The sequence below is a fragment of the Agrobacterium sp. RC10-4-1 genome (assembly GCF_014138475.1).
GTDB lineage: Bacteria > Pseudomonadota > Alphaproteobacteria > Rhizobiales > Rhizobiaceae > Agrobacterium > Agrobacterium pusense.
Genome location: NZ_JACJIT010000006.1, coordinates 93,079 through 119,433 on the forward strand (window position 1 = coordinate 93,079; position 26,355 = coordinate 119,433).

The window sequence follows — 26,355 nt, forward strand, 5'->3', positions numbered from 1 at the left end:
ATGAACACGCGTTCACTCAAAAGAAATGGTTTTGCGCATGGACTCGATGCCCTATCCGGATACATTGGCAGCTCGCGCTGAACTGTGCCGCAGCGTTATTTTATCCGCCGGCGAACTGGTACTCAAAGGTTTTCAGGGTGAGGCGACGCGAAGCTTCTCCATGAAGGGGCCGCAGGATTTTCTGACAGTGACCGATGCGGCTTCCGAGGCGCATATTCGCGGGGCGATCTCGGCTTGTTTCCCAGGCGATAGTTTCTTTGGTGAAGAAGGCGGTGGTGAGATCGGCGATCGGGTGTGGGTCGTCGATCCCGTGGACGGCACCGCGAATTTCGCGCGTGGCATCCCGCATTTCTGCATCTCCATTGCTTATGTCGAAAAAGGGCGGACCGAAATCGGCGCGATCTATAATCCTGCGCTTGACGAGCTTTATTTCGCGCGTCGCGGTGAAGGAGCAACGCGCAACGGGCAGCCGATTCAAACCGCGGAAACGACGCGCTTTGATGCGTCATCGATCGAGATGGGCTGGTCGACCCGGGTCGCGAATTCCACATATCTCGATATCGTCAGGAACCTGCTCGATATGGGCAGCAATGTTCGTCGTGCAGGCTCTGGAGCGCTGGCGCTTGCCTATGTGGCCGACGGTCGTTCCGACGCCTATCTCGAATTGCATATGAATTCATGGGATTGTCTTGCGGGCTTGCTACTCGTCAGCGAAGCTGGCGGCGATGTCTGCCCATTTCTGGAGATTGGCAGTCTTCGGGATGGCGGGCCTGTTCTGGCTGCGGCCCGCGGTGTTGCCAGAGGCGTCAGCCAGGCAGCGAATATACCCCTTGCCGAAAGGACGCCGTCGGACCGGCAGCGCGCCGCCTCGGCCTGATTTCAGGCGAACACCTGTTCGGGGTGTTCGCGCATGTGGAGGAATGAAATGGATGGACCCGTTTATGCCCGCCCGGCAATCAGCCTGATTGCGGAAGGGCTCGGTCCGCATAATGCCGCCCTTTACATCGGCGGCAGCGATGGTGCTGGCGACCGGGAGCTTCTGCGCCGGCACGGCATTACGACCGTCGTTAATTGCGCCGTCAATCTTGATATCAATCTCGTGCAGACGATGGCCGAAGAAGGCGACCGGCGGGCTGTCGGTTATGGTGACATCCGCTATTACAAGCTTGGCCTGATCGACGGCGATGGCAGTCCTGACACCATGATGCTGGGCGCTTATTACATACTCGATGGCGCACTTCGCCAGACCATGCCGAAGCGGGAAACTTATCCATTTGTCGATGGCGGCAATGTGCTTGTCAACTGCCGCAGCGGTCGCAGCCGTTCCGTCTCGCTGGTGGCGCTTTTCCTGCACAAGCAGCAGCCCGACCTCTATCCGACGCTCGACGATGCGCTGGCCGTGATCCGCACGAAACGGGAATTGCGGCCTGACGAATGGTTCGAGACGCCGAAACCGATGCTTTATGCCGCCGCCCGCCGCGCTTCCGAATGGATCGACTTGGTTGAGGGCAGAAAGATCGCGCAATCATGCTGACACATATGCTGCCTTCCGTTGCCGTCATTGCCGATGCGCATTTTCATGATACTTCAGCGGATTTCGGGTTTCCCGGCATCGAAATCGATGGCGAGCGCATCACCATGCGCAGCTGGTCGGAAACGCGTGAATCCACCCGGGTTTTCAACGAGAGCGCGGATGCATTGCATGCGGCGCTGGAAGAGGTGCGCCAGCGTGGCATTCGCCATGTGGTGCTGCTCGGCGATTATACCGATGACGGCCAGCGGGTGACGACTGAAACGCTGAAGGGCATTCTGGAGCGCCATCGCGATACCCATGGCACCGCTTTTTATGCGCTGCCCGGGAACCATGACATTTTCGGCCCTTGCGGCCGAAATCACACCAAGGAATTCCTGACGGAGAACGGCAAAGGCGTCCTGGTTTCCAGCGATGCGCGCCGCACCGGGGAAGGGGTCGTCATAACCGACCGCATGTACTGCGAAGGTTATCCCGCCGGCCTCGATCCGATGGGGGCTTTCGGTTATTTCCGCCAGCCGGATTATCTGCATTGGGAGACGCCCTTCGGCGCGTCCGACGCGCCGGAAGACCGGCTCTACGACGTGCGCTCTCCCGATGGGCGGAATGTCTATAGGTTGATGGACGCCTCCTATCTTGTCGAGCCGGAAGAGGGCCTCTGGCTCCTGATGATCGATGCGAATATTTTCGAGCCGCTGGACGGTGTCTTTCAGCGAGGTGAGGAAGCCGCCTTTACCGACAGCACTTCGGGTGGCTGGAACGCGCTCCTGCGTTGCAAGCCCTTCATCATTGACTGGATTGCCGACGTGCGCCACAGGGCGGAGCTGCTCGGCAAGACCTTGCTGGGCTTTTCCCATTATCCGGTGCTCGATCCCTTCGACGGAGCAAGCCGTGCCGAAGGTGCCCTGTTCGGTGAAACCAATGTCGTGCGCCGTACGCCACGCAAGGCGGTGGAAGAAGCGCTGGTGCGGGCTGGGTTAACCGTCCATTTCAGCGGGCACCTGCATGTCGAGGGCGTGACGCAGGGTGGGAAGGGTGATAGGTCGCTCACCAATGTTGCCGTCCCTTCGCTCGTCGCCTTTCCTCCCGGATTCAAGGTCATCCATCCAGCCCGGCAGGACATCAGCGTGGAAACGGTGGAAATGACCGCTCTGCCGGTCAATGACCGTATTTGCCAGGGTTACGCGCAGGAGACGGTACTGGCAGGTGAAGAGGACGACCCGTCTTTTGCAGCCGGTGATTATGGTGGGTTCCTGCTTGGCCACAAGCGGGCGCTGATCAGGCATCGCTATTTCAGCAAGGAATGGCCGGCAGAGGTCGTTGCGGCAATCTCCGACAAAACCGTGCAGGAGGTTCTCCTCCTGCTTGGGCATGATGGCCACGAACTGTCTGATGGACTTGCGCTGTCATTCGAATTGCCCATGTTCGAGCTGATTGCCGACTGGTATTGCCTGCGACAGGCGGCGGGTCTAGCCCTGCCGCATATCCCGCATGAGCGGCTCTGCCTCTATCGGAAATTGGCGCAGCGTTTCGGCCGCGCGCCGGATCGTCACGACGGGTCAGTCAGGAGTTTTATCGAAATCTTCCTCGGAGCGCTCGGCCTGTTTCTTGAGCGTGCAGAAGGCAGCCCGCGCGACATTACGCTTCGGCTCGGGTCGCAGCGTGAACGCGTTGCGGTTTGATCCGACGATTTGCGGAAGGGGCGGTCTATCATGGCTGGGTTGATTGCTGTCCGGCCGCCGGGACGGCAGGCGGGGGGATTGAATGGAATCGGTCGTTGTCGGCATCAACCTGTTCGGCGCCGTGGCTTTGCTGCTTTTCGGGCTTGCGCAGATAAAGGATGGCATGTCACGCGCCTTTGGTGCGAGGCTCCGCATCGGTCTGGCCGCCGGCACGCGCGGCCGGTATCGTTCCTTCTTCGCTGGTCTCGTGGCGACAATCGCCTTGCAGAGTTCCACTGCCACCGCGCTGATGGTCGCCTCTTTCGTCGAGAAGGACCTCATCGCGCCGGCCATGGCGCAGATCGTCCTGCTCGGCGCCAATGTCGGAACTGCGATGACGGCGTGGATTGTCGCTCTCGGGCTTGGCTGGCTGTCGCCGTTGCTCATCCTTGCGGGTGTCATCCTGTCGCGTGGCAAATCGGTGCAGCGGCAGGGAGGCGGGGCGGCGGTGGCCGGTGTCGGTCTCATGCTGCTGTCCCTTCATCTTCTCTCGGCTGCAACTGATCCCATCAGGCAGTCGCCAGCACTGGGTCTCTTTATCGGCATGCTCGGTGATGCCTGGCCTGTGGCGCTGATCTTCTCCGCCGTCCTTGCTGTTCTTGCCTCCTCCAGTCTCGCCATCGTCGTTCTGATCCTGTCGCTTGCCGCCAGCGGCGGCATGGAAACGAGCCTCGTGATCGTTCTGGTGCTCGGCGCCAATCTCGGCGGCGCGGTGCCGCCGGTACTGGCGACGCTGAAAGCCCCGATCGCGGCACGCCGGGTGACGGTGGGAAATCTCGTCGTCAGGGCGATAGGCTGCCTCGCAGCGCTGCCGCTCGCCGGATATGCCGCGGCCCTGCTGGACATGTCACCCTTTTCGCATGCGAATCTAGCGGTGGATGCGCATCTCGCCTTCAATTTCGCTGTTGCCGCCTTCGCGTGGCCGCTCTCGCCAGTGCTTCTGCGAGTAACGACGATGCTGCTGCCAGACAGAGAGAGCACCGAAAACAATCACAGCTATCTCGACAGTCACGATCTCGATCAACCGGTTGCGGCGCTTGCCGGCGCAAGCCGCGAGGTGCTGCTGGTCGGCGACCTGATCGAGCTTATGCTGCGGCAGGCGAGTGAGGCCATGCGGGACAGTGATGCGGCAAAGCTCAACGATATCAGCAGCCTGGAGGGCCGAGTCGACCGCCTGCAGCATGAAATCAAGGTTTATGTCTCGAAGGTCGGACAGAATGGCCTCGCCCGCAAGGACCAGCGCCGTGCGATGGATATTGTCGAATATGCCATCAATCTCGAACATATCGGCGATATCATCGAGAAAGGCATCCGTCCGGAGATTGCCAAGAAGATCGATCTCGGCCTCCGCTTTTCCGATGATGGGAAAAGTGAACTTGAGCGCCTTTTTGCCGTCACGCTCGATAATATCCGCATGGCACAGTCCGTTTTCGCCACTCGCAACGCCGATCTTGCCCGTCGGTTGGTGGAAGTGAAGGAAGATGTGCGGCGGCTGGAAAAACAATCGTCGGAAAGCCATCTCCAGCGCCTGCGCGACGGCCGGGTTGACAGCATTCAGACCAGTTCGGTGCATCTGGACATGTTGCGTGATCTCAAGCGCATCAACGCCCATCTTGCAGCCGTTGCCCACCCGATCCTCGATGAGAGCGGGCTGCTGATCGAAAGCCGGATCCGGCAGGCGGCGGGTTAGCGTGCGGTAATGCGCTCCACCATGGAAACGGGCACGACCTGGAGCCGCGTTTCCGGCTCGTCGCTGTCAAGAGCGGTCAGGACCTTCTCCGTCAACGCGTCGAAGGACTGGGCAACGGTCGTCAGCTGGTAGCTTTTCCAGCCCGCCTGCGGAATGTCGTCGAAGCCGACGATCGAGATGTCTTCCGGCACCCGGCGGCCCATTTCAAGACGCGCGGCGTCCATGAAGCCGAGCGCGAGCAGATCGGTCACGCAGAAGGCGCCATCGATGGACTTGTCCGCCAGCAATTCGCAGCCGGCCTGATAGCCGCTGTCATAGCTGGTCGGACCACCGGACCAGGGCACAACCTCGATACCTTCAACCGTCATGCGCTGGGTGAAGGCACCGGCGCGGCGCAGCTGAGCCGGCGTCTGGCTACCGCTGGAAACGACCGCGACTTTCCTGCATTTCGCCGCCACAAGCCGCATGGCGGCAAGATCGGCGCCATGGGAATCGTCGCTCAACACCATATTCGTGTCGGTGCGATCAAGACGCTGATTTATGAGAATGAGGCGCACGCCATTGGCGATGCATTCATCGACGATCGAAGCCGGCGGTTCGCCGGAAAGGACCACGATGGCCTGCGCGCGGAATTCGAAGAGAAGCTCGATCAGCGGCGCAATGTCCTTGCGGGCATCTGCCGCATTCAGCAACAGGCATTGCAAGCCCCGGCGCAGGAGGCCGATGCTGAGGAGATCGAGCTGTTTTGAAATAAATGGGGAGCTGAGATTGGCACCGACGACCCCGATGAGATTGGAGCGGTCGTTGTTGAGACCCTGCGCCAGACGGTTGACGCGGTAGCCGAGTTCCTGTGCGGCTTTCAGCACCTTGCGCCGGACGGCCTTCGATACGCTGCCGCCGGGTGTGAAGGTACGAGAGACGGCGGAGCGTGAAACCCCGGCCTTTTTCGCCACCTCTTCGGCCGTCACGAACCCTCTTGCCATCCGACTCCCCCGGTTCCGAAATCCAATGCCTGATATCACAGGCTACGGGATGTCGGCTATTCCAATTTCACCAGCACCCCGTCACCCTTGAGAAAAGCTCTCTGGCGTTTCAGGAAATATCCAATCCGTTCCACAGGCGTCGGGACAGGAAAAACATTTCCTGCCCCGCGCCGTTAAAAAATTACAGTTTTGTGACAAAAACACGTTTGAAAACAAATAAATAAGTTAATGATCACGTGTGCATTTTTTCATTGACAAAACGTCTTTTAAGACGGATCATGCATTCCAAGGTAGAGTGAGATATGGAATTTTTATTCCATAATCGCTTTGCCCGCGATGTTTTCGGGAGGAGCTGGGATCATCGTTGTGAGCGGGTGAAGCACCCGCTTCTGAAGCATTGATGCATTGCTGAAGGTTACGCACGCGCCGCCTGCTCTGCGGGTCGCGCGAAGGCAGGTGTTTGCCGGCGCGTGAGGGTAAAGCGTGGCCATATGGGGAGAGAGAATGGCTCTTTTAAGCGAATCGACGAAGGCGGAGGCGCTGGGAAGTCCCCCGACGACCGCGCCTTCGGCATGGCAGGCCTGGCGCTATCGTCTCAAGGTCGCACTCAGGGAGCCGACGACGCTGATCGGCGTTCTGACGGCTCTGCTTTTCACCTATCTGATCGTCGTTCCGATCGTTTCGATCATTCTCGATGCCGTCCGCGTCCAGTTCGGCCACGAACGGCGCCTCGGCAAGGATGTCGGCGATCTCACGCTTTATTATCTCGACAGGGCGTTTTTTTCGCCCGTCGCATCGGATCTTTTCTGGCGTCCGCTCTTCAATACGTTGACCGTCGCATTCGGGGCGATTGCACTTTCGCTCGTCATCGGCACCGTTCTTGCCTGGCTTATCAGCAGAACGGACATGTTCGGCCGCCGCTGGTTCGCCACGGCCTTGATCGTGCCCTATATGCTGCCGGCCTGGACCTTCGCGCTCGCCTGGACGACGTTGTTTAAAAATCGCACCGTTGGCGGCCAGCCCGGCTGGTTCGAGGCGATAGGCTTCACGCCGCCGGACTGGGTGGCTTACGGGCGTTTCCCGATCACCATCATCCTTGCCCTGCATTACACGCCTTTCGTCATCCTGCTGTTCGGCTCGGCGCTTCGCCGCTTCGACTCGCAGCTCGAAGATTCCGCCCGCATTCTCGGTGCCCATCGTTATCAGGTCGCCCTGCAGGTCATCCTGCCGCTGATGCGCCCGGCGCTATTGTCCTCGATGGTGCTGATCTTTGCGAAATGCCTTGGCGAGTTCGGCGTGCCCTATGTTCTCGGGCTGCCCGTGAAGTTCGAGGTTCTCTCCACATCGCTGTTCCGCAGCATTGCGTCGCGCCAGACGGGCGTTGCCGGTGTCGTCGCGGCCTCGATCATGCTCATCGGCATCATCACGCTCATGATCGACGCCCGCCTCGTTCGCGAAGCCCGCCGTTTCGTGACCATTGGTTCGAAAGGCTCGATGAACAGGCAGAGCCGTCTCGGCAAGATGCGGCTTCCGGCGACGGGCTTCGCGGCTGCCATCTTCGTCCTCAGTGTCGGCCTGCCGCTTCTGACCCTGGCGCTCTCGACGGTCATGAAAATGCCGGCCCGCTTCACGTTCGACAACTTCACCCTCGATTACTGGATTGGCAGCAACCTCAACACCGTCGCCTTGCAGACCGGCGTGCTCCTAAGCCCCGACCTATGGGCTGCCGCAAAAAACACGATGATGATCGTCGGGCTTGCCTCGCTCACATCGGGCATTCTTGGCCTGCTCGTTGGTTATGTCGTCATCCGCACGCCGGTGCGTGCCCTGTCCGTCTACCTGCGACAGGTGACATTCCTGCCCTATCTCGTGCCCGGCATTGCCTTTGCCGCCGCCTATCTGTCGCTCTTTGCCGTTCCGCGCGGGCCGATGCCGGCGCTCTATGGTACGGTGACGATCCTCATCCTGGCGCTGATCGCTGACCAGATGCCCTATGCTTCGCGAGCCGGCATTTCCGCCATGACGCAGCTTGGAAAGGACCCGGAAGAGGCTGCCCAGATCGCCGGTGCAGGCTGGTTCCGCCGCATGATCTCGATCGTCATCCCGATCCAGAAAGGGTCGCTGGTGACCGGGGTTCTCCTGCCCTTCATTTCGGGCATCAAGGGTCTCAGCCTCTTCGTGATCCTCGCCGTGCCGAGCACGGATGTTCTGACCACCTATTCGCTGCGGCTGGTCGACTACCACTACACGCAGGCTGCCAACGCCGTGGTGCTGATCATCGCCGCCATTGCCTATTTCGGCACGCTGTTGGCCCAGAAGCTGACCCGCACAAATCTTGCAGAAGGACTTGGAAGCTGATGCCTACCATCAACCTGCGCGGTGCGCAGAAAAACTACGGCGTGAATTCCGCGAATGCGGTTTCCGATCTCGATCTCGAAATCCGCGACGGCGAGTTCATGTGCCTGCTCGGGCCTTCCGGCTGCGGCAAGACCACCACGCTTCGCATGATAGCTGGCCTCGAAAACCTCTCGGGCGGAGAGATCCGCGTCGGCGACCGGGTGATCGATTCCGTGACCGAAGGCATTTTCGTGCCGCCGGAAAAACGTGAAATGGGCCTTGTTTTCCAGAGCTACGCGCTATGGCCGCATCTGACCATCGAGCGCAATACCGATTTCGGCCTGCGCCTGCGCAAGCTGCCGAAGGCCGAGCGTGAAGCCCGTGTCGAGCGCGTCATGCAGGCGCTCGACATCGCCAAATATCGCGACCGCTATCCGTCGCAGCTTTCCGGTGGTCAGCAGCAGCGTGTGGCGCTTGCCCGCATGCTCGCCGTCAATCCGGGCGTTCTGCTTCTCGATGAGCCGCTCTCCAATCTGGATGCCCGGCTGCGGCTTGAAATGCGCGCCGAGCTGAAGCGGCTGCACAAGGAATTCAAGACGACCATCGTCTTCGTGACGCATGACCAGTGGGAAGCCATGACACTTGCCACCACCATTGCCGTCATGAACGAAGGCACGCTGCAGCAGATGGGCACGCCGAACGATATCTACGACCGTCCGGCCAATCGTTTCGTCGCCGAATTCGTCGGCAGCCCGCCGATCAACATACTGACTTTCGGCCAGCCCGGGGTGTCGGACATAGCGGACAGCGCGGAAGCCTATTTCGCAACCCGTTATCCGCAACTGCGCGGCATTGCCTCGATCGGCATGCGGCCGGAAGCCATGGGTTATGTGATGAAGTCCGAGGATGTGCCGCAAGGCAGCTTCGCCGGCGAGATGACGGTGACCGGCGTGCTGCCGACCGGCGGCAGCTGGATTCTCGAACTCAGAAGCGAGAACCACACGCTGTTCCTGACCACCCACTCCCTGCCGCGTATCGACAGCGGCGACCGCGTGTTCTTTCACGTGCCGCCCGAAGCCCTTCACGCCTTCGATGCCAGGGGGCAGAGGATCACCGAGGCGGACGCCGTTCTGCGCCACAGCACCTACAACTGAAAACGCCGCCGAGACGGCTGAAGGAGAAGCAGGATGAAGCGGACAATAGCGGGCCTGAGCCGGCTCTTATGCGCAACGGCGATTGCCGCAACGCTTGGCGGCGTGGCGAAAGCGGGAGAGCCTTTCGACCTCAATGCCCTGATCGAGGCGGCGAAAAAGGAAAAACCGATCACCGTCTATGACAGCACGGGAAAGATCGTTGAAATGGCGAAGAACTTCGCCGCGAAATACGGTGTCGGCGCTGAGGGCGCGAAGGTGAAGGCCTCCGCCCAGCTGGAGATGATCATCCGCGAGGCGCGCGCCAACAATATTCAGGGTGACGTCTCGATCATCAGCGATGCGCCGGCCGCGATGGCGCAGCTTATTCCGCTCGGTTTTGTCGAAAGCTGGCTGCCGCCGGATATGGCCGGCAATATTCCGCCGGAGTATCAGGACCCGCTGACCGTCGTCACCAGCGCCAATGTCTGGGCTTATAATAGCGAACTCTTCGACAAATGCCCCGTTTCCAATATCTGGGAACTGACCGACCCGAAGTGGAAGGGGAAGGTGGCGATGCAGGATCCGCTCGGCAAGGCATCCTATGTCGACTGGTTCAACCAGATGGCCAGCCACGGCGACGGTGAAGTGAAAGCGGCCTATAAGGCGCTTTACGGCAAGGACCTCGAAACCGGGGAAAAGAGCGCGACGGCAGCCTGGGTGAAGGCGCTTGCCGCCAATGCTCCGCTTCTGACCGACGCCGATGCGGCTGCTGCCGAAGCCGTTGGTGCTCCCGGTCAGAAAGAACCCTTCATGGGCCTCATCAGCTCGGCCAAGTTCCGCGACAATGCCGAGAAGGGCACGAAACTCGGCCTCTGCAAGGAGCTGAAACCCTGGGTCGGCTGGCTCTATCCGGGCGTTGGGCTGATCACCAAGGGCACGAACAGCCCGAATGCGGCGAAGCTTTTCATTCACTACATCATGACTGCCGAAGGCATCGCGCCGCAGGCGATCGACGGCAAGATGTCGACCAACAAGGAGGTAAGTCTGCCCGCCGACGAGCCATCGGGTATTGGCGCCGTCCTCGATAACATCCTGCCCTACAGCATGGCGACCAGTCTTGAAGACTGGGATGCGCGTGAAACCTGGCAGGACTTCTGGCGTGTGAACTACAAAAAATAATGGGGGATCAACTCGTGACGATCATGGCTAGCAATAATAATGGCAACGAGCGCAGGCGGCGGGGGACCGCCTCCGCACTTTGCCTCGGCGTCTCGCTGGCACTTAGCGGGGCCGCGCATGCGCAGGAAGCCTTCAATCTCGATGAGCTCATCGCTGCCGCGAAGAAGGAAAAGCCGATTACGGTTTATGCGGTCACCGGTAAGATCGTGGATACCGCGCAGGCGTTTACGGCCAAGTATGGCGTGCAGGCCAGCGGCAAGAAGGTGAACGAGGCGACGCAGGTCGAGTTGATGATCCGCGAACATCGGGCTGGCAATGTCGTCGGCGATGTCAGCGTGGCCACGGATGTTGCCTCCGCCATGGGCGAGCTTCTGCCGGCAGGTATCGCTACCAGCTGGACGCCGCCTGATATCGAAGGCGATATTCCGCAGAAGCTGCGGGATCCGCTCGTGGTCGTCTCAGACCCGCATGTCTGGACCTACAATACCGAGAAATACGACACATGCCCGGTCACCAACATCTGGCAGCTAACGGAGCCGCGTTGGAAGGGCAAGCTTGCCATGCTCGATCTATTCGACAAACCGCTTTATGCCGACTGGTTCAACCAAATCGAAACCCACCACGATGCCGATGTCGCCAAAGCCTACGAGGACCTCTACGGCAAGAAGCTGGAAACGGGCGAAAAAAGCGCAACGGCTGCCTGGGTGAAAGCCTTTGCCGAAAATGCGCCGCTCTTGACGGATTCCAGTTCGGTGGCGGACGCTGCCGGTGCTCCGGGACAGACCGATCCCTTCTTCGTCATCACCTCGGTCGCGAAGTATCGTGACAATGAAGCCAAGGGGCTGAAGCTCGGTCTTTGCAGCGGTGTAAAGCCATTTTCCGGATTCCTCTATCCCGGTTTCGGCCTGATTGCCGGGCAAACGAAAAGCCCGAATGCCGCGAAACTCTTCCTGCATTATCTGATGACGGAAGAAGGCATCGCGCCTCAGACCGCTGACGGCAAGCTTTCCGGCAATATGAAAATCGCCCTGCCGGCGGATGAGCCTTCGAGGGTCGCCGATCATCTCGATGAGCTGATGGCTTTCGACGCCGCAACGGCGGCCGACGATCTCGACAAGCGCGAAGGCTGGCAGGATTTCTGGCGTGTGAATTACAAAAAATAAACGGAAGGCGGGGTGCAAACCCGCCTGTCTTTTCCTTGGGAGGGGAAACGATGCGAAAAATGAAATTGAGGGCTGCCTCGGCCATGGCCGCAGGTGCAATGATTATAGGCGCTTCCGCTCTGCCCGCCGCGGCTGAAGAGCCCTTCGATCTCGACGCCGTCCTCGCGGCGGCAAAGCAGGAGAAGCCGATCAACATCTATGACAGCACCGGCAAGATCGTTGAGATGGCGGATAAATTCAGCGCCAAATACGGGCTGAAGGCGACGGGCGTAAAGGTTTCCGCCAATAGCCAGCTGGAGATGATCATCCGCGAAAGCCAGTCGAACAATGTGCAGGGGGATGTGGTGTTGATTACCGATGCGCCCTCTGCACTTGCCCAGCTTCTGCCGGCGGGTTTTGTGGAAAATTACCTGCCGGGCGACATGACCTCGAAAATTCCGGCGCAGTTTCAAAACCCACTGGCCATTTCCACCAACGCCAACGTCTGGGCGTATAATACCGAAGCCTATGACAAATGCCCGGTGACGAATATCTGGGAACTGACCGAGCCGAAATGGAAAGGCAAGGTCGCCATGGTCGATCCGCTCAGCAAGAGCACCTATACCGACTGGTTCAACCAGCTTGAAGCCCACGGTAATGAAAAGATAGCGGCGGCCTATAAGGCTCATTTCGGCAGGGAGACGGAGGAAAAGAGTGCGGCAGCTGCGTGGATAAAGGCGCTGGCTGCGAATGGCCCGCTCGCCACCGACGGCGACGACCCGGTTGCGGAAGCGGTCGGCGCGCCCGGCCAGAACCAGCCCTTCTTCGGCCTGCTAAGTTCAGCCAAATTTCGCGACAATGCCGACAAGGGCTACAAGCTCGGCCTCTGCACCGACCTCGATCCCTGGGTCGGCTGGACCTATATCAAGCTCGGCCTGATGGCCTCCAAGACCAAAAGCCCGAACACGGCCAAGCTCTTTATCCACTATATCCTGACGGAAGAGGGCATCGCCCCGCAGATGAAGGACGGTAAGCTGCCGACCAATACCGACATCAAGATGCCGGATGATGAGCCTTCGGGGCTGATGAAGGTTGCCGACCGGCTGATGGGATACAATTCTGCTACGGGTCTCGATGATTTCGATCGGCGCGAGGAGTGGCAGGATTTCTGGCGCGTCAACTACACGAAGTAATCCCGGCTGGCGCGGTCCTGGCCGCGCCGCCTCCTCCTTTTTGCGAATGAACGGAATGGACATGCCGATGCAGACCTCATTGAGCGAACGAAATCCTGGAGATGAGGGCGCTTTTTCCCGCTCCGTGCGGTTGATGAAAATCGCCGAAACAGCGGCGCGTGCCGTGCGCGATCCTCTGCTTGCGGCATTCCGATCGGATATGACAGTGGACTACAAGGTCGATCTCCACGATATCGTGACTATCCACGACAAGCGCGCCGAGGCCGCCATTCGCACCATCATTCTCGAACGGGAACCCAACTCGGCCATCATGGGTGAGGAGGGCGGCCAGATCGGTAGCGGTGAGGTGCAATGGTATGTCGACCCCATCGACGGCACGGCAAATTTCGCCCGCGGCCTTGCCTTCTGGTGCGTGTCCATTGCCGCCGTTATCGACGGGAAGGTTGTTGCCGGCGTGGTTTATGACCCTGTCGCGGAGCAGATGTTTTCGGCCGATGTCCAGGCGTCTTATCTGAACGGCGAAAGGCTGCGCTCGCGTAGCGTCTCGGACGAGACACGGGCGACGCTCATCACCGGCTATCCCGTCTCGCGCGATTTCCGGCTGGATGGGCGGGAAGCGGCGCTGGCCAATTTCGGTACTCTTACTGAGACCTTTTCTACATTGCGCCGGCCCGGCAGCGCTGCGCTCAGCATTGCTCACGTCGCGGCGGGCTGGACGGATGCGGCCGCTGGTTTCGGCGTCAACGCCTGGGATGTGGCAGCCGCCATCCTCATTCTCAAAAATGCCGGCGGCACCTATGAACCTCTCACTCTTGGAAAGGTGGCGGAAGGCGCCGCCGAATTCCTTTGCCCGGGTTATATAGCCACGGGTGAGGGGGCCAACTATCCGACATTGCAGCGGGTGGCACGAGCCATATCCGCAAGCCGCAGCGCCAAGACGTCGGTGCAACACGGGCCAACCGCCGCAGAAACTGAAAAAGCAAAGATATGACGGCTGCCGTACCGGTGCCGGGGAGACATGACATGCCGCAACCGCAACAGACCATAGCCCGAGAGCAGGAGAGCGGCGAACTGCCGAAGCTCAGCCGCATCTATGAACGGCATCCGCTTTATGGTGTCGATCTCTTCATTTCGGGCAAAGAGGGTGCGAGCGACCTCAATCTTCTGCGTCAGAACGGCATTACCACCGTCGTCAATTGCGCCGTCAATCTGGACTTCAATTTCGTGGAACAGTCCGATGTGGTTTCAGATCATGAAGGCAGCGTCTATGGGCCGGGCGAAATCCGATATTACAAGATCGGTCTGATCGACGGGGCCGGAAATCCTGATACCCAGATGGTGGCAGCCCATTATATTCTGCGGGCGGCGCTGGAGCAGATTCTGCCGGAAAAACCATCTTACCCCCGCCGGGAGCGCGGCAATGTGCTCATAAATTGCCGGGGCGGTCGTTCCCGCTCTGTCGCCGTCGTCGCGCTCTTCCTCCATCTCACACTGCCAGCGGAGTTTCCGACCCTGGGCGACGCGATAAGCTTCGTTCGTCTGAAACGAGAACTGCCGGAAAATGAGTGGTATAAGGCTCCGAAACCCGTCCTGGCCGAAGCCGCCCGCCGGGCTGCCGGCTGGATCGCGATGATCGACGCGGCCCACTGAAGAAGGCGCTCATTCGGGCCGCGCTTCCATTCCGCACAGGCATCTCGTTTCTTGTCGATCTTCAAAAAAAGAAGGGTCGCTGGGCGACCCTTTAGTCGGGGATGGGAAAGAAGTATCAGGCAAGTCCGCCGATATGGAACGTCTTTATTTCCAGATATTCTTCGATGCCGACCTGCGCGCCTTCGCGGCCAAGGCCGGATTGCTTGACCCCGCCAAAAGGCGCTACCTCGGTGGAAATCGCGCCGGTGTTGAGGCCCACCATTCCGAATTCCAGCGCTTCACCCACGCGCCAGGCGCGTCTGAGGCTTTCAGTGTAGAAGTAGGCCGCAAGCCCAAACGGGGTGCCGTTGGCGATGGCGATCGCCTCTTCTTCCGTCTCAAAACGGAAGAGGGGAGCGACCGGGCCGAAGGTCTCTTCGCTTGCCAGACGCATGCCGGTCGTTGCGCCGGTCAGCACAATGGGGGCGGTGTATTGCGGACCTTGCGGTAGAGGGCGGGGTCTGGTGATGATCTTCGCACCTTTGGCCACGGCATCTTCCACATGGGCGCGGATCTTCGCTATGGCCGGCTCATTGATCATCGGGCCGATGGCCACACCGGCCTCCGTGCCGGGACCGACCCGCATGGCATCAACGCGATCCGCCAGTTTTTTTGCAAAGGCGTCATAAACGCCTGCCTGAACGAGAATGCGGTTGGCGCAGACGCAGGTCTGCCCACCATTGCGGAACTTCGAAACGAGCGCGCCTTCCACGGCCAGATCGAGATCGGCATCGTCGAAAACGATGAAGGGCGCGTTGCCGCCCAGTTCCAGCGAGAGCCGCTTTACACTGTCGGCAGCGCCTCGCATCAGGAGTGAGCCAACGCGGGTTGAGCCCGTGAAGGAAATTTTCCGCACCGTCTCATTCGCCATGATTTCGTTGCCGATATCGGTCGGCATGCCCGTCACGATGTTGATGACGCCAGCGGGAATGCCGGCCCGTTCGGCGAGAACACCGAGCGCCAGTGCCGAATAGGGCGTGAATTCGGAAGGCTTGATGACGACGGTGCAGCCGGCGGCAAGCGCGGGTGCCACCTTGCGCGTGATCATCGCGTTCGGGAAGTTCCATGGGGTGACGATGCCGCAGACGCCGACCGGTTCTTTCAGCACCACAATGCGCCGGTCCGGTGTCGGTGAAGGGATGGTGCTGCCGCCAATACGGCGAGCTTCTTCCGCGAACCATTTGACGAAGGATGTGCCATAGCGGATTTCTCCCTTCGCCTCCTCAAGCGGCTTGCCCTGTTCCGTGGTCAGGATCAGCGCAAGATCGTCCATATGCTCGATCATCAGGGCGAACCATTTTTCGAGAAGGGCCGCCCGCTCGGCATGGGTCTTTTTTCTCCAGGGGCCGAAGGCCGCATCGGCGGCCTCCACCGCGGCCCGGGTTTCCCTTCCGCCCATATCCGGCACGCTGCCAATGACTGCCTGCGTTGCCGGGTCGATCACGTCGACCGCCTTGCCCGATGCCGCTGCCTTCCATGCGCCGCCGATCAGGCCGGCCTGGCGAAAGAGATCCCTATCCTTCAAACCTTGCATCATCTGTCTCCGAAATCAGTCGAGCGCTGCGAGAACTGCAGCCGTTATGGCGTCCGTCTCATCCCTGCCCGGCACGGTGCCGATACCCCGGCCGGTCGTCGTTTCCAGTGCGGCCATAATCCGAGCCGCGGCATTCTTTTCCCCGAGATGCTCGAGCATCATCGCCCCCGACCAGATGGCGGCGATTGGGTTCGCGATGCCGAGATGGGCGATGTCAGGCGCTGAACCGTGCACCGGCTCGAACATGGAGGGCGCGCTGCGGTCGGGATTGATATTGGCGGAGGCGGCAAATCCGAGACCGCCCTGAATGGCCGCGCCCAGGTCGGTCAGAATATCGCCGAAGAGATTGGAGGCGACGACGACATCGAGGCTTTCCGGCGCCATCACCATGCGCGCCGCCATGGCGTCGATGTGGTAGCTGGAAACCTCGACACCGGGATATTCGGCGGCGAGCCTGTGCGTTACCTCATCCCAGAACACCATCGAATATTTCTGGGCATTCGACTTGGTGATCGAGGCCAGCTTGCCGCGACGTTTCTGCGCCTGTTCGAAGCCGAAACGCAGGATGCGCTCCACGCCCGTCCGCGTGAAGATCGAGGTTTCCACGGCCACCTCATCGTCCGTGCCCTGATGCACCCGGCCACCGGCGCCGGAATATTCGCCCTCGGTATTTTCGCGAATGCAGAGGATATCGAATCCATCGGCCTTCAACGGACCTTCGACACCGGGAAGCAATCGGTGCGGTCGGATATTGGCATATTGCACGAAGGCCTTGCGGATCGGCAGCAGCAGGCCGTGCAGAGATACCGAATCCGGAACTTCGGCCGGCCAGCCTACGGCCCCGAGGAGTATGGCGTCGAAACCGCGCAGGGTCTCAATACCGTCCTTGGGCATCATCGCGCCGGTTTCCTGATAGAACGCGCAGGACCAGGGGAACTCCGTTGCTTCAAGCGCAAAACCGGAGGTTCTGGCGGCGGCGTTGAGTACCTGCCATGCGGCATGAGTGACGCTCTTGCCGATGCCGTCGCCGGGAATGAGTGCGATGCGATGCGTTTTCAAGAAATTTCCCCTGTCACAGTCCAATCAGGACGCTCTTGCTCTTGCGGTTGGCGAGATAGGCTTCCCGTCCGAGATCCTTGCCGATGCCGGAACGTTTGTAGCCGCCGGTAGGCAGAATGTGGTCGCGCGAGCGGCCGTAACGGTTGACCCAGATCGTACCCGCCTGGATGGCGCGGGACAGGCGCATGACGCGTGAGACGTCACGGCTGAAAAGACCCGCCGCCAGACCGTAGGTCGGATGATCGGAAAGCGAAAGAGCCTCTTCTTCCGTGCGGAAGGTCTGCAGCGTCAGCACCGGCCCGAAGATCTCCTCGGTCACGGCGGGGGAGGTCTGGTCGACGTTTGCGATCAGTGTCGGCTGGTAGAAATAGCCGGGGCCGTCCATGATCGCGCCGCCGGTGAGGCATTGGCCGCCATTGGAGACCGCCGCCTGCACGATACCGTCGATGCGCTTGCGCTGCACCTCGGAGATAATAGGCGAATATTGCGTTGTCTCGTCCCAGGTGGGCCCGGGCTTCACCGCCTTCATGCGGGCGATGATTGCGGCGGAGAGGGCATCTGCCGCACTGTCCTCCACGAGGATGCGCGAGCCGGCCACACAGGCCTGCCCGGCATTGGAGAGAATATTGCCGGCGATGGCCGTCGCCGCCTTTTCGATATCCGCATCGGCGAAGACAATCTGTGGGCTCTTGCCACCAAGTTCCAGCGTCATGGGCTTGATCCCTGTACGGGCGATATTGGCCATGATGGCGGCTCCCGCGGCGGTGGAGCCGGTGAAGCTCACCTTGGAAATCTCGGGATGGCCGGTGATAGCGTTGCCCGTGACGGGACCGTCGCCCAGCACGATGTTGATGAGGCCGGCCGGTAACCCGGCCTTGATCGCCAGCTGCGCCATGAAAATACTGGAGAAGGGCGTCATCTCCGAAGGTTTCAGCACCACGGCATTGCCTGCCGCAAGCGCCGGGCCGAGCTTCCAGCCAGCCATGGACACCGGAAAATTCCACGGTGTAATCGCACCCACCACGCCATAGGGCTCCGTCATGATCATGCCGAGGCTCGTGTCGTCGGTCGGCACCAGATCGCCGCCTTCCTTGTCGGCGAATTCGGCGAAGAAGCGGATTTGCTCGGCGGTCACGGCGATATCGCCGGCGATCAGTTGGCCCACCGGCCGGGTCGAGGACAGCGCCTCGATCTTTGCCAGCGTCTCGGCTTCCTGCTCTATTAGGTCAGCCCAGCGTTGCAGGACCCGGGTGCGCTCGCGCGGGCGCACGCCGCCCCAGTTGCTGCTTTTCAGTGCGGCCTTGGCCGTTTGCACCGCTTCATCCACCAGGGCTGCATCCGCCTTGGGGCACCCGGCATATGGGGCCCCGTCCGATGGGCGGTGCATGTCGATACCGTTTTCAGCGGTGACGAGCCGGTTGCCGATGAAGTGGCCGATTGGCAGGGACAGGCTGTCTGGATCGAAGCTGAGCGTCATGGGAAATCCCCTTTGAATATGCCCTCAAAGCTAACTCCTGTCGGCAAGCGAAATCGACCGACTGCAGCCGTGGCAGTGAACGAAAATCCCGTTTTACCGTTGCCAGACAGCGCAATCTTTGGTGCGTGCTGCCTGTGGTCTCTCGCCGGTTCCCGTTGTCGCGGGCAACCTGGAAAACCGGCGAGATACGCCTCATCCGTTCACTGTGACGTAAATTTTGCGCACCGTCTCGATGGTCTTCCAGACGCCGACGAAACCGGGTTTCATTACGAAACTGTCGCCCGCCGTATAACGCTGCGGTTCGCCGCCATCAGGGGTGATTTCGATGACGCCGGCCAGAATATGGCAGAACTCGAAGGTCTCACCTTTGATGGAACGGCTTTCCCCCGGTGTCGCTTCCCAAATGCCTGTCTTCACGGTTCCGTCGCGAGCTTCGTCAAGCGCCCAGGTCTTGAACGACGGGTCGCCTGCAATGAGGCGTTCTGGCAGCGCCTTGGAGGCCTTGGGCTCGAAATCGGGGTTGGTATCGATGGGCTTGAGAAGCGGCATGGATTTTCCTTTCTGAAACAGGCGTGATGATCAATATCCGCGGCGGCGGTCGACAAGGCCGAGCGGTTGAAGACCGGACTCGTGACGTTTGATGTTTTCGACAACGGTGCGTGCCGCGGAATGGGGCTGAGTGACGCTGGCGATATGCGGCGTCAGGAGAATTTTGGGGTGGGTCCAGAAAGGATGGTCTTCGGGCAACGGTTCGGGATCCGTAACGTCGACCACTGCACCCGAGAGCCGGCCTTTATCGAGCGCATCGAGGAGTGCGCCGTGATCGAGCTGTCTGCCACGTCCGGCGTGAACAAGTCCCGCGCCATCGGGTAAAAGGCTCAGGCGCTGGGCGTTGAGAAGTCCGGTGGTCTCGTCCGTCAGCGGCAGCAGGCAGATGAGGATGTCGCTGGTGGAGAGCATGGCTTTCAGCCCGTCATCGCCATGGTGACAGGTGACGCCATCGATCTCGCGCGGCGACCGGCTCCAGCCGGCGAGCGGAAAGCCGAAAGTTCTTAACCGCTCCAGCGCTGCGACGCCCAGCATGCCGAGGCCAAGAACGCCAATCCGGCAGTCTTCTGCCTGCCGTTGCGGCAGCGCCTTCCACAACTGCTGCCGCTGCTGTTTCAAATAGGCGGGGAGATTGCGGTGAAGGGCGAGCACGCCGAGGCAGATATATTCCTGCATCATGCGGATGATCCCCTCATCCACCATGCGTACGACTTTCACCGTCTGCGGGACCGTATCGATGTGAAACTGGTCCACACCGGCCCCGATCGAAAAGAGGATTTCGAGGTTACGATAACGCGCTATATCCTCCGGCACCGTCCAGGTGATGAGGTAACGGACTGCATCGGGATCGACCTTGGAGGCATCCATTGCGAAGGGGAGATCCGGCAATTCGTCAGCCAGGGCCTGCCGGAAGATTTCGCCGCGTCTGGCGTCGGAGTTAAATAGAAATGTCATCTGATCTGTGGTCTCGAGGGTTCAAGCCGTGCAGCGCCGGCCGAGCGTTTCCAGCATCGACTGGCAGGCGGAAAGTTCGCCCGCTGTTATGAATTCGTCCGGTTTATGGGCGCGGCCGATATCGCCGGGGCCGCAGATGATGGCGTCGATGCCCGCAGCCTGAAAGAGCCCGGCCTCCGTGCCATAGCTGACGGCCGCGAGACCGGGAGTGCCGGTCAGTTCCTCCAAAAGCGAGGCAAGCGGGGCCTCGGCGAGAAGCGACAGCGCCGGATAGGCGCTCATCGGCAGCCATTCGATATCGACACCTGTCGCGGTGAGCGCCTCCACGCTACGTCGTACCGGCTCCAGCAGGTCGATTGGCGAGACACCTGAAATAGCCCTTGCCTCCAGTTCGATGGCGCAATGATCGGGAATGATGTTGATCGCCTGTCCGCCGTTGACGGTACCGATCTGCAGGGACGAGTAGGGCGGCTCGAAGGTCTTCTCTAAAGGACCCCGGGTCAACGCGTCTGCCGCCTCCACCGCCGTCGCGATGATGCCTGCCATCAGATGAATGGCGTTCACTCCCTGATCGGGCCGTGAAGAATGGCCTGACCTGCCACGGATGCTGACCCGCGCCGCGGCTTTTCCCTTGTGGGCACGCACGGAACGCAAATTGCTGGGCTCGCCGATAATGGCGCCCGCCGGTGGCGCGCACAGTTCCGGCAGGCGCGCGATGAGATGGGGAACACCGCGGCAACCTGCCTCCTCGTCGTAGGAAAAGGCGATATGCACGGGGCGCTGAAGCGTCATGCGCGAATAGGCAGGGGCTGCGGCGAGGACGGTTGCCAGAAAACCCTTCATGTCGGTCGTCCCGCGTCCGTAAAGCCTGTCGTTTTCCGTTCTCAGCCGGAAAGGATCGGAAGACCATTCCGGTTCTCCGGCGGGTACCACATCCATGTGCCCGGACAGAATGTAACCGGCCCGATCGGCTGGTCCGAAGGTGGCGAAGAGATTGGCGCGGTCTCCCTCCGGCCCCGGAATCACGGATACTCTTGCGCCATGGCTTTCCAAATATTCGGCAATCCATCCGGCAATGTCGCCATTGGCCGTTCCCACCACTGACGGAAAGGCGACGAGACGCTCAAGGATTTCGATTGCGTTCATGGTCGTCCCCGTTGGCCCGTTATGATGGCCGCATTGCTCATTGCAAAAGCTTAGAACGGCCGAAGGCGTTTATCTGCTGAAAAGCGAGGTATTTCGGTAGATTGTTGTGTCCTTCCAGTGCTTTCAGAAAATTCGTGCTGGCATGGCTCGTTATCCTCGGACGTCATGGCTTGGACGCCGGGAACGCTGGTTCCCCGCGCTGGAGGGAGTGAGAGCCGTTTGCGATGGAGCTGCTCAAAGTCGATAGTTTCGAGTTGCGGACCGTGGATATTGCCGATGTGGAGGCAGATCGTCTGCACGCCCTCTCCATGGCGGTCGGATGGCGCTATCACGCCAATGAATGGTGTTTCCTGCGGCAATGCGGTGTCGGTCTCGCTGCGCTGGACGAGATCGACCGTGTTGTCGCGACAGCGATGCTCTTTCCCTATGATCAGGGTTTCGCGACGCTCGGCATGGTCATCGTATCGCCACGTCTGCAGGGGCGTGGCGTGGCGCCCTGGCTGGTGCGGCAGCTTCTGGCAAAATACCCGTCAACCGTCTTGCGGCTGAACGCCACCGACGTTTCACGTCGTCTTTTTGCAGGGTTAGGCTTTTCCGGAGATGCGGAAAAGGTGCAGCTGTTCAGGGGCAGGGCGCGCTCCCCCGTGCAGACACCGGGGCTTGGCAGAAAGCAACGGATCGAGCCCCTCTCGGAAGATCATTTGTCGGCGGTCGTGACGATTGACCGGGTGGCTTTGGGCGTATCGAGGCGGGGCGTGCTGCAACGTCTTCTGCGCGACAATACTGGCTATGGCCTTTTCGAGGTCGATCGTCTGGTGGCTTTCGCGCTGCGCCGGGCGGCCGGGCGAGGTCACATCGTCGGTCCGGTCGTCGCAGTTGAGGAGAAAGATGCGGTCGCGCTGGTGAGTCGGCATTTTGCCGATCTGGACGATCAGCTCGTCCGTCTGGATGCCGTGCAAGACCAGGGCGTATTGACCGATTTTCTGACTCAATCCGGCCTGGTCGTGATCGAAACTCTTACCACCATGTCGAAACAGGCGCCGCAGCCTGCGGGTTCGGGTCCGGCGAGGATTTTCGCCCTTGCGGGTCCATCGCTGTGCTGAAGCGCAGTTTTGAACCGCCTCAATTCGACTGATTATGTGGTGGTCCTGTTTCGGGCGTCGCCCGACGCGATGCGTTCCGCTGCGCTAGAAACATGCTTTGATGATTGACGCACTGCCCCTTGACCCTTATGTGAGAAAGCGACGGTTCCTGCAGCCGAAAGGCGAAGGGATTAATAGGGAACACGGTGCGGGTGATGATTATCGCCCAATGCCGTGGCTGCCCCCGCAACTGTAAGCGGATTGCCGCTCATCCTCGTGACGCCGATGGCGTCATGCCACTGCATTCTCCGGAATGCGGGAAGGCAGATGAAAGGCGCAAATCCGTGAGTCAGGAGACCTGCCGTCAAAATATAAACCATCGTTACGGGCGGGGAAGCCCGGAAGAGGAGATTGTAATGTTATTTCATAACATTTGGTTTGCGTCCTGTTACCGTTCTCCGTACAAGACGTTCCGTGGTTGCTGCGCGTTCTGACGCCGCTGCTCTGGAACAAGCGATTTCATTTCGATTGGAGAACACATGTTTCATTCTGGACGCCTGCCGGTCCGCGCCGGCTTTCTCGCTGCTGCGCTTGCAGTTCTGCCCGCCGCCACCGCCAATGCCGCGGAAACGGCATATCCCTTGACAATCAAAAGCTGCGGTCACGACATCACTTTCAAGCAGCCGCCCGCCCGCGCCGTCTCCGTCGGCCAGAGCACGACTGAGGTTCTTTATCTGCTCGGGCTGGCCGACAAGGTCGTTGGCACGGCCCTGTGGATCGGCCCGGTCCTTGCGGACTATGAGGAGGCCAATTCCAGGGTGGAGCGTCTGGCCGACAATGATCCAAGCTTCGAGGCCGTCGTCGGAAAGAGGCCGGACCTCGTCACAACGCAGTTCCAGTGGCAGATCGGCCCCGAGGGCGTTGTCGGTACGCCGGCGCAATTCGCCGAACTCGGCATTCCTGTTTACACCTCGCCGGCAGATTGCGTGGGCAAGGACAATTCCGGGGGCGGCGACGGCGTGCGCAAGACCGGCTTCACAATGGATTTGATCTATCAGGAAATCCGCGACCTCGCGCAGATTTTCAACGTCCAGGATCGCGGCGAAGAAGTGGTCAATGATCTCAAAAAACGGGAAGATGCTGCCCGCGCAAAGATTGCTTCCGCAAACGGCAAGCTTTCCGCCGTCTTCTGGTTCTCCAGCGCGGAACTGGATATCGATCCCTATGTGGCGGGCCGCAATGGCGCGCCCGGCTACATCATGTCGGCGCTCGGCCTGGAGAATGTGATCGAGAGCGACGAAGAATGGCCAACGGTCGGTTGGGAAACCATCGCCAAGGCCAATCCTTCGGTGATTGTGGCCGGAAAGATGGACCGCCGCCGTTTCCCGGCTGACGACATCGCCGTCAAGCAAAAATTCCTCGCCACCGATCCCGTGGCCAGCATCATGCCAGCTGTCAAGGAAGGTCACGTCTTCGAGATGGATGCCCAGGCGATGAACCCGACCATCCGGACGATCGAAGGCATTGAAACGCTGGCTGAGGCAATTTCGGCTGCCGGTCTCGCCAAGTGAGCGGGTTTTCAATCCATCTCGGCAGAGGAGGGCTGGTTTTTGCCGCGCTCGCCCTGCTGCTCGGCGCGCTGATGGCCGGGGCGGCCATCGGCGAAACCGCCATTCCATTCGATGTGGTGGCGAAAACCATCGCCAACCGGGTGTTTGACGCCGGTTATCCGCTGGAGCCGCTGGATGAGGGAATTGTGTGGAGCTATCGTCTCAGCCGCGCCGTCGTGGCCGCCTGCTGCGGGGCTTCACTGGCGCTTGCCGGCGCGGTTCTGCAATCGCTGCTGCGCAACCCGCTTGCCGACCCCTATATCCTCGGTATTTCCGCGGGCGCCTCCACCGGAGCGGTGGGCGTGGCCCTTCTCGGCTTTTGGGCGGGCTTTCTGACAATGCCGGCGGGGGCACTGATCGGTGCCTTCGTCGCATTCTCGCTTGTCAGTCTTCTGGCGATGCGTGCAGGGCACGGCAACAGTGCCATCATCCTGGCCGGTGTGGCCGGTTCGCAACTGTTCAATGCCATGACGTCCTTCATCGTCACCAAATCCGCCAATGCCGAACAGGCGCGCGGTATCATGTTCTGGCTGCTGGGGAACCTCTCGGGCGTGCGCTGGCCGGATGTGTGGCTGGCGCTGCCGGTCAGTGTTGCCGGTCTTGCGGTTTGCCTCTGGCACGCCCGGGCGCTTGATGCTTTCGCCTTCGGCGGGCAGGCGGCCGCCTCGCTCGGCATTCCGGTGCGGCGGACCTATGCAGTACTGATCTCGGTTTCGGCGATCATGACTGCGGTGATGGTCTCGCTGGTCGGGTCCATCGGCTTTGTCGGCCTCGTCATTCCCCACGCGGCACGCATCTTCGTCGGCGTCCGCCATGGGCTGCTGCTGCCGGTGACAGCATTGACCGGTGCGGTATTCATGATCATCGCCGATATTCTCTCCCGCATCGTCATTCCCGGGCAGGTGCTGCCCATCGGCGTTATCACCGCGCTCGTCGGCGCGCCCGCCTTCGCCTTCATCCTCGGACAGAAGAGGGGACGTTCGTGAAGCTATCCGCTCATGACCTGAAATTTCGCGCAGGCAATATCGACATCGTACGCGGTGTCTCGCTCGATGTCGGCTCCGGAGAGTTTCTCGGCATAATCGGCCCGAATGGGTCCGGTAAAAGCACGCTGCTCTCCATGCTGGCCGGCACCCGCAAGTCGCGCCACGGTCACGTCATGCTCGGCGGCGATCCGCTCGCCTCCCTCGGACGGCGTGAACTCGCTCGCCGGCTGGCTTTTGTGGAGCAGCAGGCCGAAACCACCGAGCGCATCACGGCACGACAGGCGGTGGAATTGGGGCGCACGCCCTATCTCGGTCCACTTTCGGCGTGGTCTGCGCATGACGACGCGATCGTCGAGGCCGCGCTCGATAATGTCGACATGGCCGACAAGGCGGAGCGCAGCTGGCACCACCTTTCCGGTGGTGAGCGCCAGCGACTGCATATCGCCCGCGCATTGGCGCAGGAGCCCAATATTCTGCTGCTGGACGAGCCTACCAATCACCTCGACATCGGCCACCAGATCGGCTTGCTCGATCTGGTGCGCCGGCAGGGATTGACCGTTGTGGCGGCCCTTCATGATCTCAATCACGCCGCCATGTTTTGCGACCGCGTCGCCATTATGCATCGCGGTGAGATGATCGCCATCGGCGCGCCGCGCGAAGTCCTGACGCCGGCAACGATAGCGTCCGTCTTCGGAGTGGAATGCGTTGTGACGGTTGATGGAAGCGGCTTTTCGCACATTCGTTTTCTGCCGGCCCACGGACGGGCCGATCATGCAAGAAAGGTCATGGCATGATGAAATTGCTGAGGCTTGCAAGAGTTGCAGGCGTTGCCGTGCTCATGGGGTCGGGTTTATCCGTACATGCCTCGGCAGAAACCTTCGAGGTGAAAATGCTGAACAGGGGCGAGAAGGGCCCAATGGTGTTCGAGCCCGATTTTCTGGAGATCACCGCCGGTGATCGCGTACGCTTCGTGCCGACCCACAAGAGTCACAATGCCGCGACCGTTGAGGGGATGGTTCCTGAAGGTGTGGAAGGTTTCAAAAGCCGGATCAATGATGAATTCGAGACCGGTTTCGACAAGCCGGGTTTCTACGGTATCAAATGTTCACCGCATTATGGCATGGGCATGGTCATGCTGATCAAGGTCGGCGATGCGACCCTGCCGCAGAGCTACCGGACGGTCGATATGCCAGCTCGGGCAAAACCGCGCTTCGAGGAACTTTTCGAGCGCGCGGAAAAATGAGGTGCCGGTCAGTCCGTGCAACAGGGCAGGGAATGATCCGCCCCCCAGTCACCGTTGCGCATTGGTCATCAGAAGACAGTCTTCTACGGTCAGGGACTTGACGCTCTGGATCTCACA

Annotated in this window: 23 protein-coding genes and 1 riboswitch; of the genes, 16 read left to right on the forward strand and 7 right to left on the reverse strand. The window is 60.5% G+C overall.

Going from position 1 to position 26,355, the window contains the following annotated elements; genetic code table 11:
* Positions 1 to 37: 37 nt before the first annotated feature.
* The 4 genes from FHW77_RS17520 to FHW77_RS17535 all read left to right on the forward strand — a co-directional run bounded on the left by FHW77_RS17520 (position 38) and on the right by FHW77_RS17535 (position 4,942).
* Positions 38 to 877 carry an inositol monophosphatase family protein gene (locus tag FHW77_RS17520; protein WP_044459937.1) on the forward strand — a complete coding sequence of 280 codons (840 nt, stop codon included), beginning with the start codon at positions 38 to 40 and terminating at the stop codon, positions 875 to 877.
* A 48-nt stretch (positions 878 to 925) separates the two neighbouring features.
* A complete protein-coding gene (locus FHW77_RS17525; RefSeq protein WP_006698666.1) occupies positions 926 to 1,534 on the forward strand; it encodes a dual specificity protein phosphatase family protein in 609 nt (202 codons plus the stop codon).
* Complete coding sequence (locus tag FHW77_RS17530; RefSeq protein ID WP_100911389.1) at positions 1,528 to 3,213, forward strand: metallophosphoesterase family protein; 1,686 nt, start codon at positions 1,528 to 1,530, stop codon at positions 3,211 to 3,213. Before FHW77_RS17525 ends, FHW77_RS17530 begins: the two co-directional genes overlap by 7 nt.
* A gap of 82 nt (positions 3,214 to 3,295) precedes the next feature.
* Entirely contained in the window at positions 3,296 to 4,942 is a 1,647-nt protein-coding gene (locus FHW77_RS17535) for a Na/Pi cotransporter family protein (protein WP_044459768.1), read from the forward strand.
* On the opposite strand, the gene FHW77_RS17540 is transcribed toward FHW77_RS17535, so the two are convergent.
* Positions 4,939 to 5,925 (reverse strand): LacI family DNA-binding transcriptional regulator, encoded by a 987-nt coding sequence (locus FHW77_RS17540; RefSeq protein ID WP_044459769.1) that lies wholly within the window; start codon positions 5,923 to 5,925, stop codon positions 4,939 to 4,941. The genes FHW77_RS17535 and FHW77_RS17540 overlap by 4 nt on opposite strands.
* A gap of 504 nt (positions 5,926 to 6,429) precedes the next feature.
* On the opposite strand from FHW77_RS17540, the gene FHW77_RS17545 reads away from it, so the two are divergent.
* The 7 genes from FHW77_RS17545 to FHW77_RS17575 all read left to right on the forward strand — a co-directional run bounded on the left by FHW77_RS17545 (position 6,430) and on the right by FHW77_RS17575 (position 14,559).
* A complete protein-coding gene (locus FHW77_RS17545; protein ID WP_044459770.1) occupies positions 6,430 to 8,283 on the forward strand; it encodes an ABC transporter permease in 1,854 nt (617 codons plus the stop codon).
* A complete protein-coding gene (locus FHW77_RS17550; protein WP_006698661.1) occupies positions 8,283 to 9,416 on the forward strand; it encodes an ABC transporter ATP-binding protein in 1,134 nt (377 codons plus the stop codon). Before FHW77_RS17545 ends, FHW77_RS17550 begins: the two co-directional genes overlap by 1 nt.
* A 33-nt stretch (positions 9,417 to 9,449) precedes the next feature.
* Positions 9,450 to 10,574 carry an ABC transporter substrate-binding protein gene (locus tag FHW77_RS17555; protein WP_044459771.1) on the forward strand — a complete coding sequence of 375 codons (1,125 nt, stop codon included), beginning with the start codon at positions 9,450 to 9,452 and terminating at the stop codon, positions 10,572 to 10,574.
* A 23-nt stretch (positions 10,575 to 10,597) separates the two neighbouring features.
* On the forward strand, positions 10,598 to 11,737 hold the full coding sequence (locus FHW77_RS17560) for an ABC transporter substrate-binding protein (RefSeq protein WP_100911609.1): 1,140 nt from the start codon (positions 10,598 to 10,600) through the stop codon (positions 11,735 to 11,737).
* Between the two features lie 83 nt (positions 11,738 to 11,820).
* Positions 11,821 to 12,909, forward strand: coding sequence for an ABC transporter substrate-binding protein (locus tag FHW77_RS17565; protein ID WP_161794453.1), 1,089 nt, complete (start codon positions 11,821 to 11,823; stop codon positions 12,907 to 12,909).
* A 61-nt stretch (positions 12,910 to 12,970) separates the two neighbouring features.
* Positions 12,971 to 13,900: an inositol monophosphatase family protein gene (locus FHW77_RS17570; RefSeq protein WP_161794451.1), complete on the forward strand. Its 930-nt coding sequence runs from the start codon at positions 12,971 to 12,973 to the stop codon at positions 13,898 to 13,900.
* 32 nt (positions 13,901 to 13,932) lie between these two features.
* Entirely contained in the window at positions 13,933 to 14,559 is a 627-nt protein-coding gene (locus tag FHW77_RS17575) for a dual specificity protein phosphatase family protein (RefSeq protein ID WP_044459940.1), read from the forward strand.
* A gap of 115 nt (positions 14,560 to 14,674) precedes the next feature.
* On the opposite strand, the gene FHW77_RS17580 is transcribed toward FHW77_RS17575, so the two are convergent.
* From FHW77_RS17580 to argE, 6 genes are all read right to left on the reverse strand, one after another.
* Positions 14,675 to 16,132: an NAD-dependent succinate-semialdehyde dehydrogenase gene (locus FHW77_RS17580; protein WP_044459773.1), complete on the reverse strand. Its 1,458-nt coding sequence runs from the start codon at positions 16,130 to 16,132 to the stop codon at positions 14,675 to 14,677.
* A gap of 15 nt (positions 16,133 to 16,147) precedes the next feature.
* Positions 16,148 to 17,191 (reverse strand): tartrate dehydrogenase, encoded by a 1,044-nt coding sequence (locus FHW77_RS17585; RefSeq protein WP_100911392.1) that lies wholly within the window; start codon positions 17,189 to 17,191, stop codon positions 16,148 to 16,150.
* 13 nt (positions 17,192 to 17,204) lie between these two features.
* Positions 17,205 to 18,668, reverse strand: coding sequence for an aldehyde dehydrogenase family protein (locus tag FHW77_RS17590; protein ID WP_100911393.1), 1,464 nt, complete (start codon positions 18,666 to 18,668; stop codon positions 17,205 to 17,207).
* Positions 18,669 to 18,860: 192 nt separating this feature from the next.
* Positions 18,861 to 19,217, reverse strand: coding sequence for a cupin domain-containing protein (locus FHW77_RS17595; protein ID WP_004438300.1), 357 nt, complete (start codon positions 19,215 to 19,217; stop codon positions 18,861 to 18,863).
* A gap of 30 nt (positions 19,218 to 19,247) precedes the next feature.
* Complete coding sequence (locus FHW77_RS17600; protein WP_044459775.1) at positions 19,248 to 20,171, reverse strand: 2-hydroxyacid dehydrogenase; 924 nt, start codon at positions 20,169 to 20,171, stop codon at positions 19,248 to 19,250.
* Between the two features lie 21 nt (positions 20,172 to 20,192).
* Positions 20,193 to 21,317: an acetylornithine deacetylase gene (gene argE / locus FHW77_RS17605; protein WP_044459776.1), complete on the reverse strand. Its 1,125-nt coding sequence runs from the start codon at positions 21,315 to 21,317 to the stop codon at positions 20,193 to 20,195.
* 224 nt (positions 21,318 to 21,541) lie between these two features.
* Between argE and FHW77_RS17610 the strand changes: the two genes are divergently transcribed.
* The 5 genes from FHW77_RS17610 (at position 21,542) to FHW77_RS17630 (ending at position 26,238) form a co-directional block, all read left to right on the forward strand.
* Positions 21,542 to 22,420, forward strand: coding sequence for a GNAT family N-acetyltransferase (locus tag FHW77_RS17610; protein ID WP_004438306.1), 879 nt, complete (start codon positions 21,542 to 21,544; stop codon positions 22,418 to 22,420).
* 125 nt (positions 22,421 to 22,545) lie between these two features.
* Positions 22,546 to 22,779: riboswitch (cobalamin riboswitch) on the forward strand.
* 159 nt (positions 22,780 to 22,938) lie between these two features.
* Entirely contained in the window at positions 22,939 to 23,970 is a 1,032-nt protein-coding gene (locus tag FHW77_RS17615; protein WP_044459777.1) for an ABC transporter substrate-binding protein, read from the forward strand.
* Positions 23,967 to 24,995, forward strand: a complete 1,029-nt coding sequence (locus FHW77_RS17620) for a FecCD family ABC transporter permease (RefSeq protein ID WP_162699260.1) — start codon at positions 23,967 to 23,969, stop codon at positions 24,993 to 24,995. Before FHW77_RS17615 ends, FHW77_RS17620 begins: the two co-directional genes overlap by 4 nt.
* Positions 24,992 to 25,789 (forward strand): ABC transporter ATP-binding protein, encoded by a 798-nt coding sequence (locus FHW77_RS17625; RefSeq protein WP_044459779.1) that lies wholly within the window; start codon positions 24,992 to 24,994, stop codon positions 25,787 to 25,789. The genes FHW77_RS17620 and FHW77_RS17625 overlap by 4 nt, the downstream gene beginning before the upstream one ends.
* The gene (locus FHW77_RS17630) at positions 25,786 to 26,238 is read left to right on the forward strand and encodes a pseudoazurin (protein WP_044459780.1); all 453 of its coding nucleotides are present in this window, start codon (positions 25,786 to 25,788) and stop codon (positions 26,236 to 26,238) included. Before FHW77_RS17625 ends, FHW77_RS17630 begins: the two co-directional genes overlap by 4 nt.
* The last annotated feature ends 117 nt before the right edge of the window (positions 26,239 to 26,355 follow it).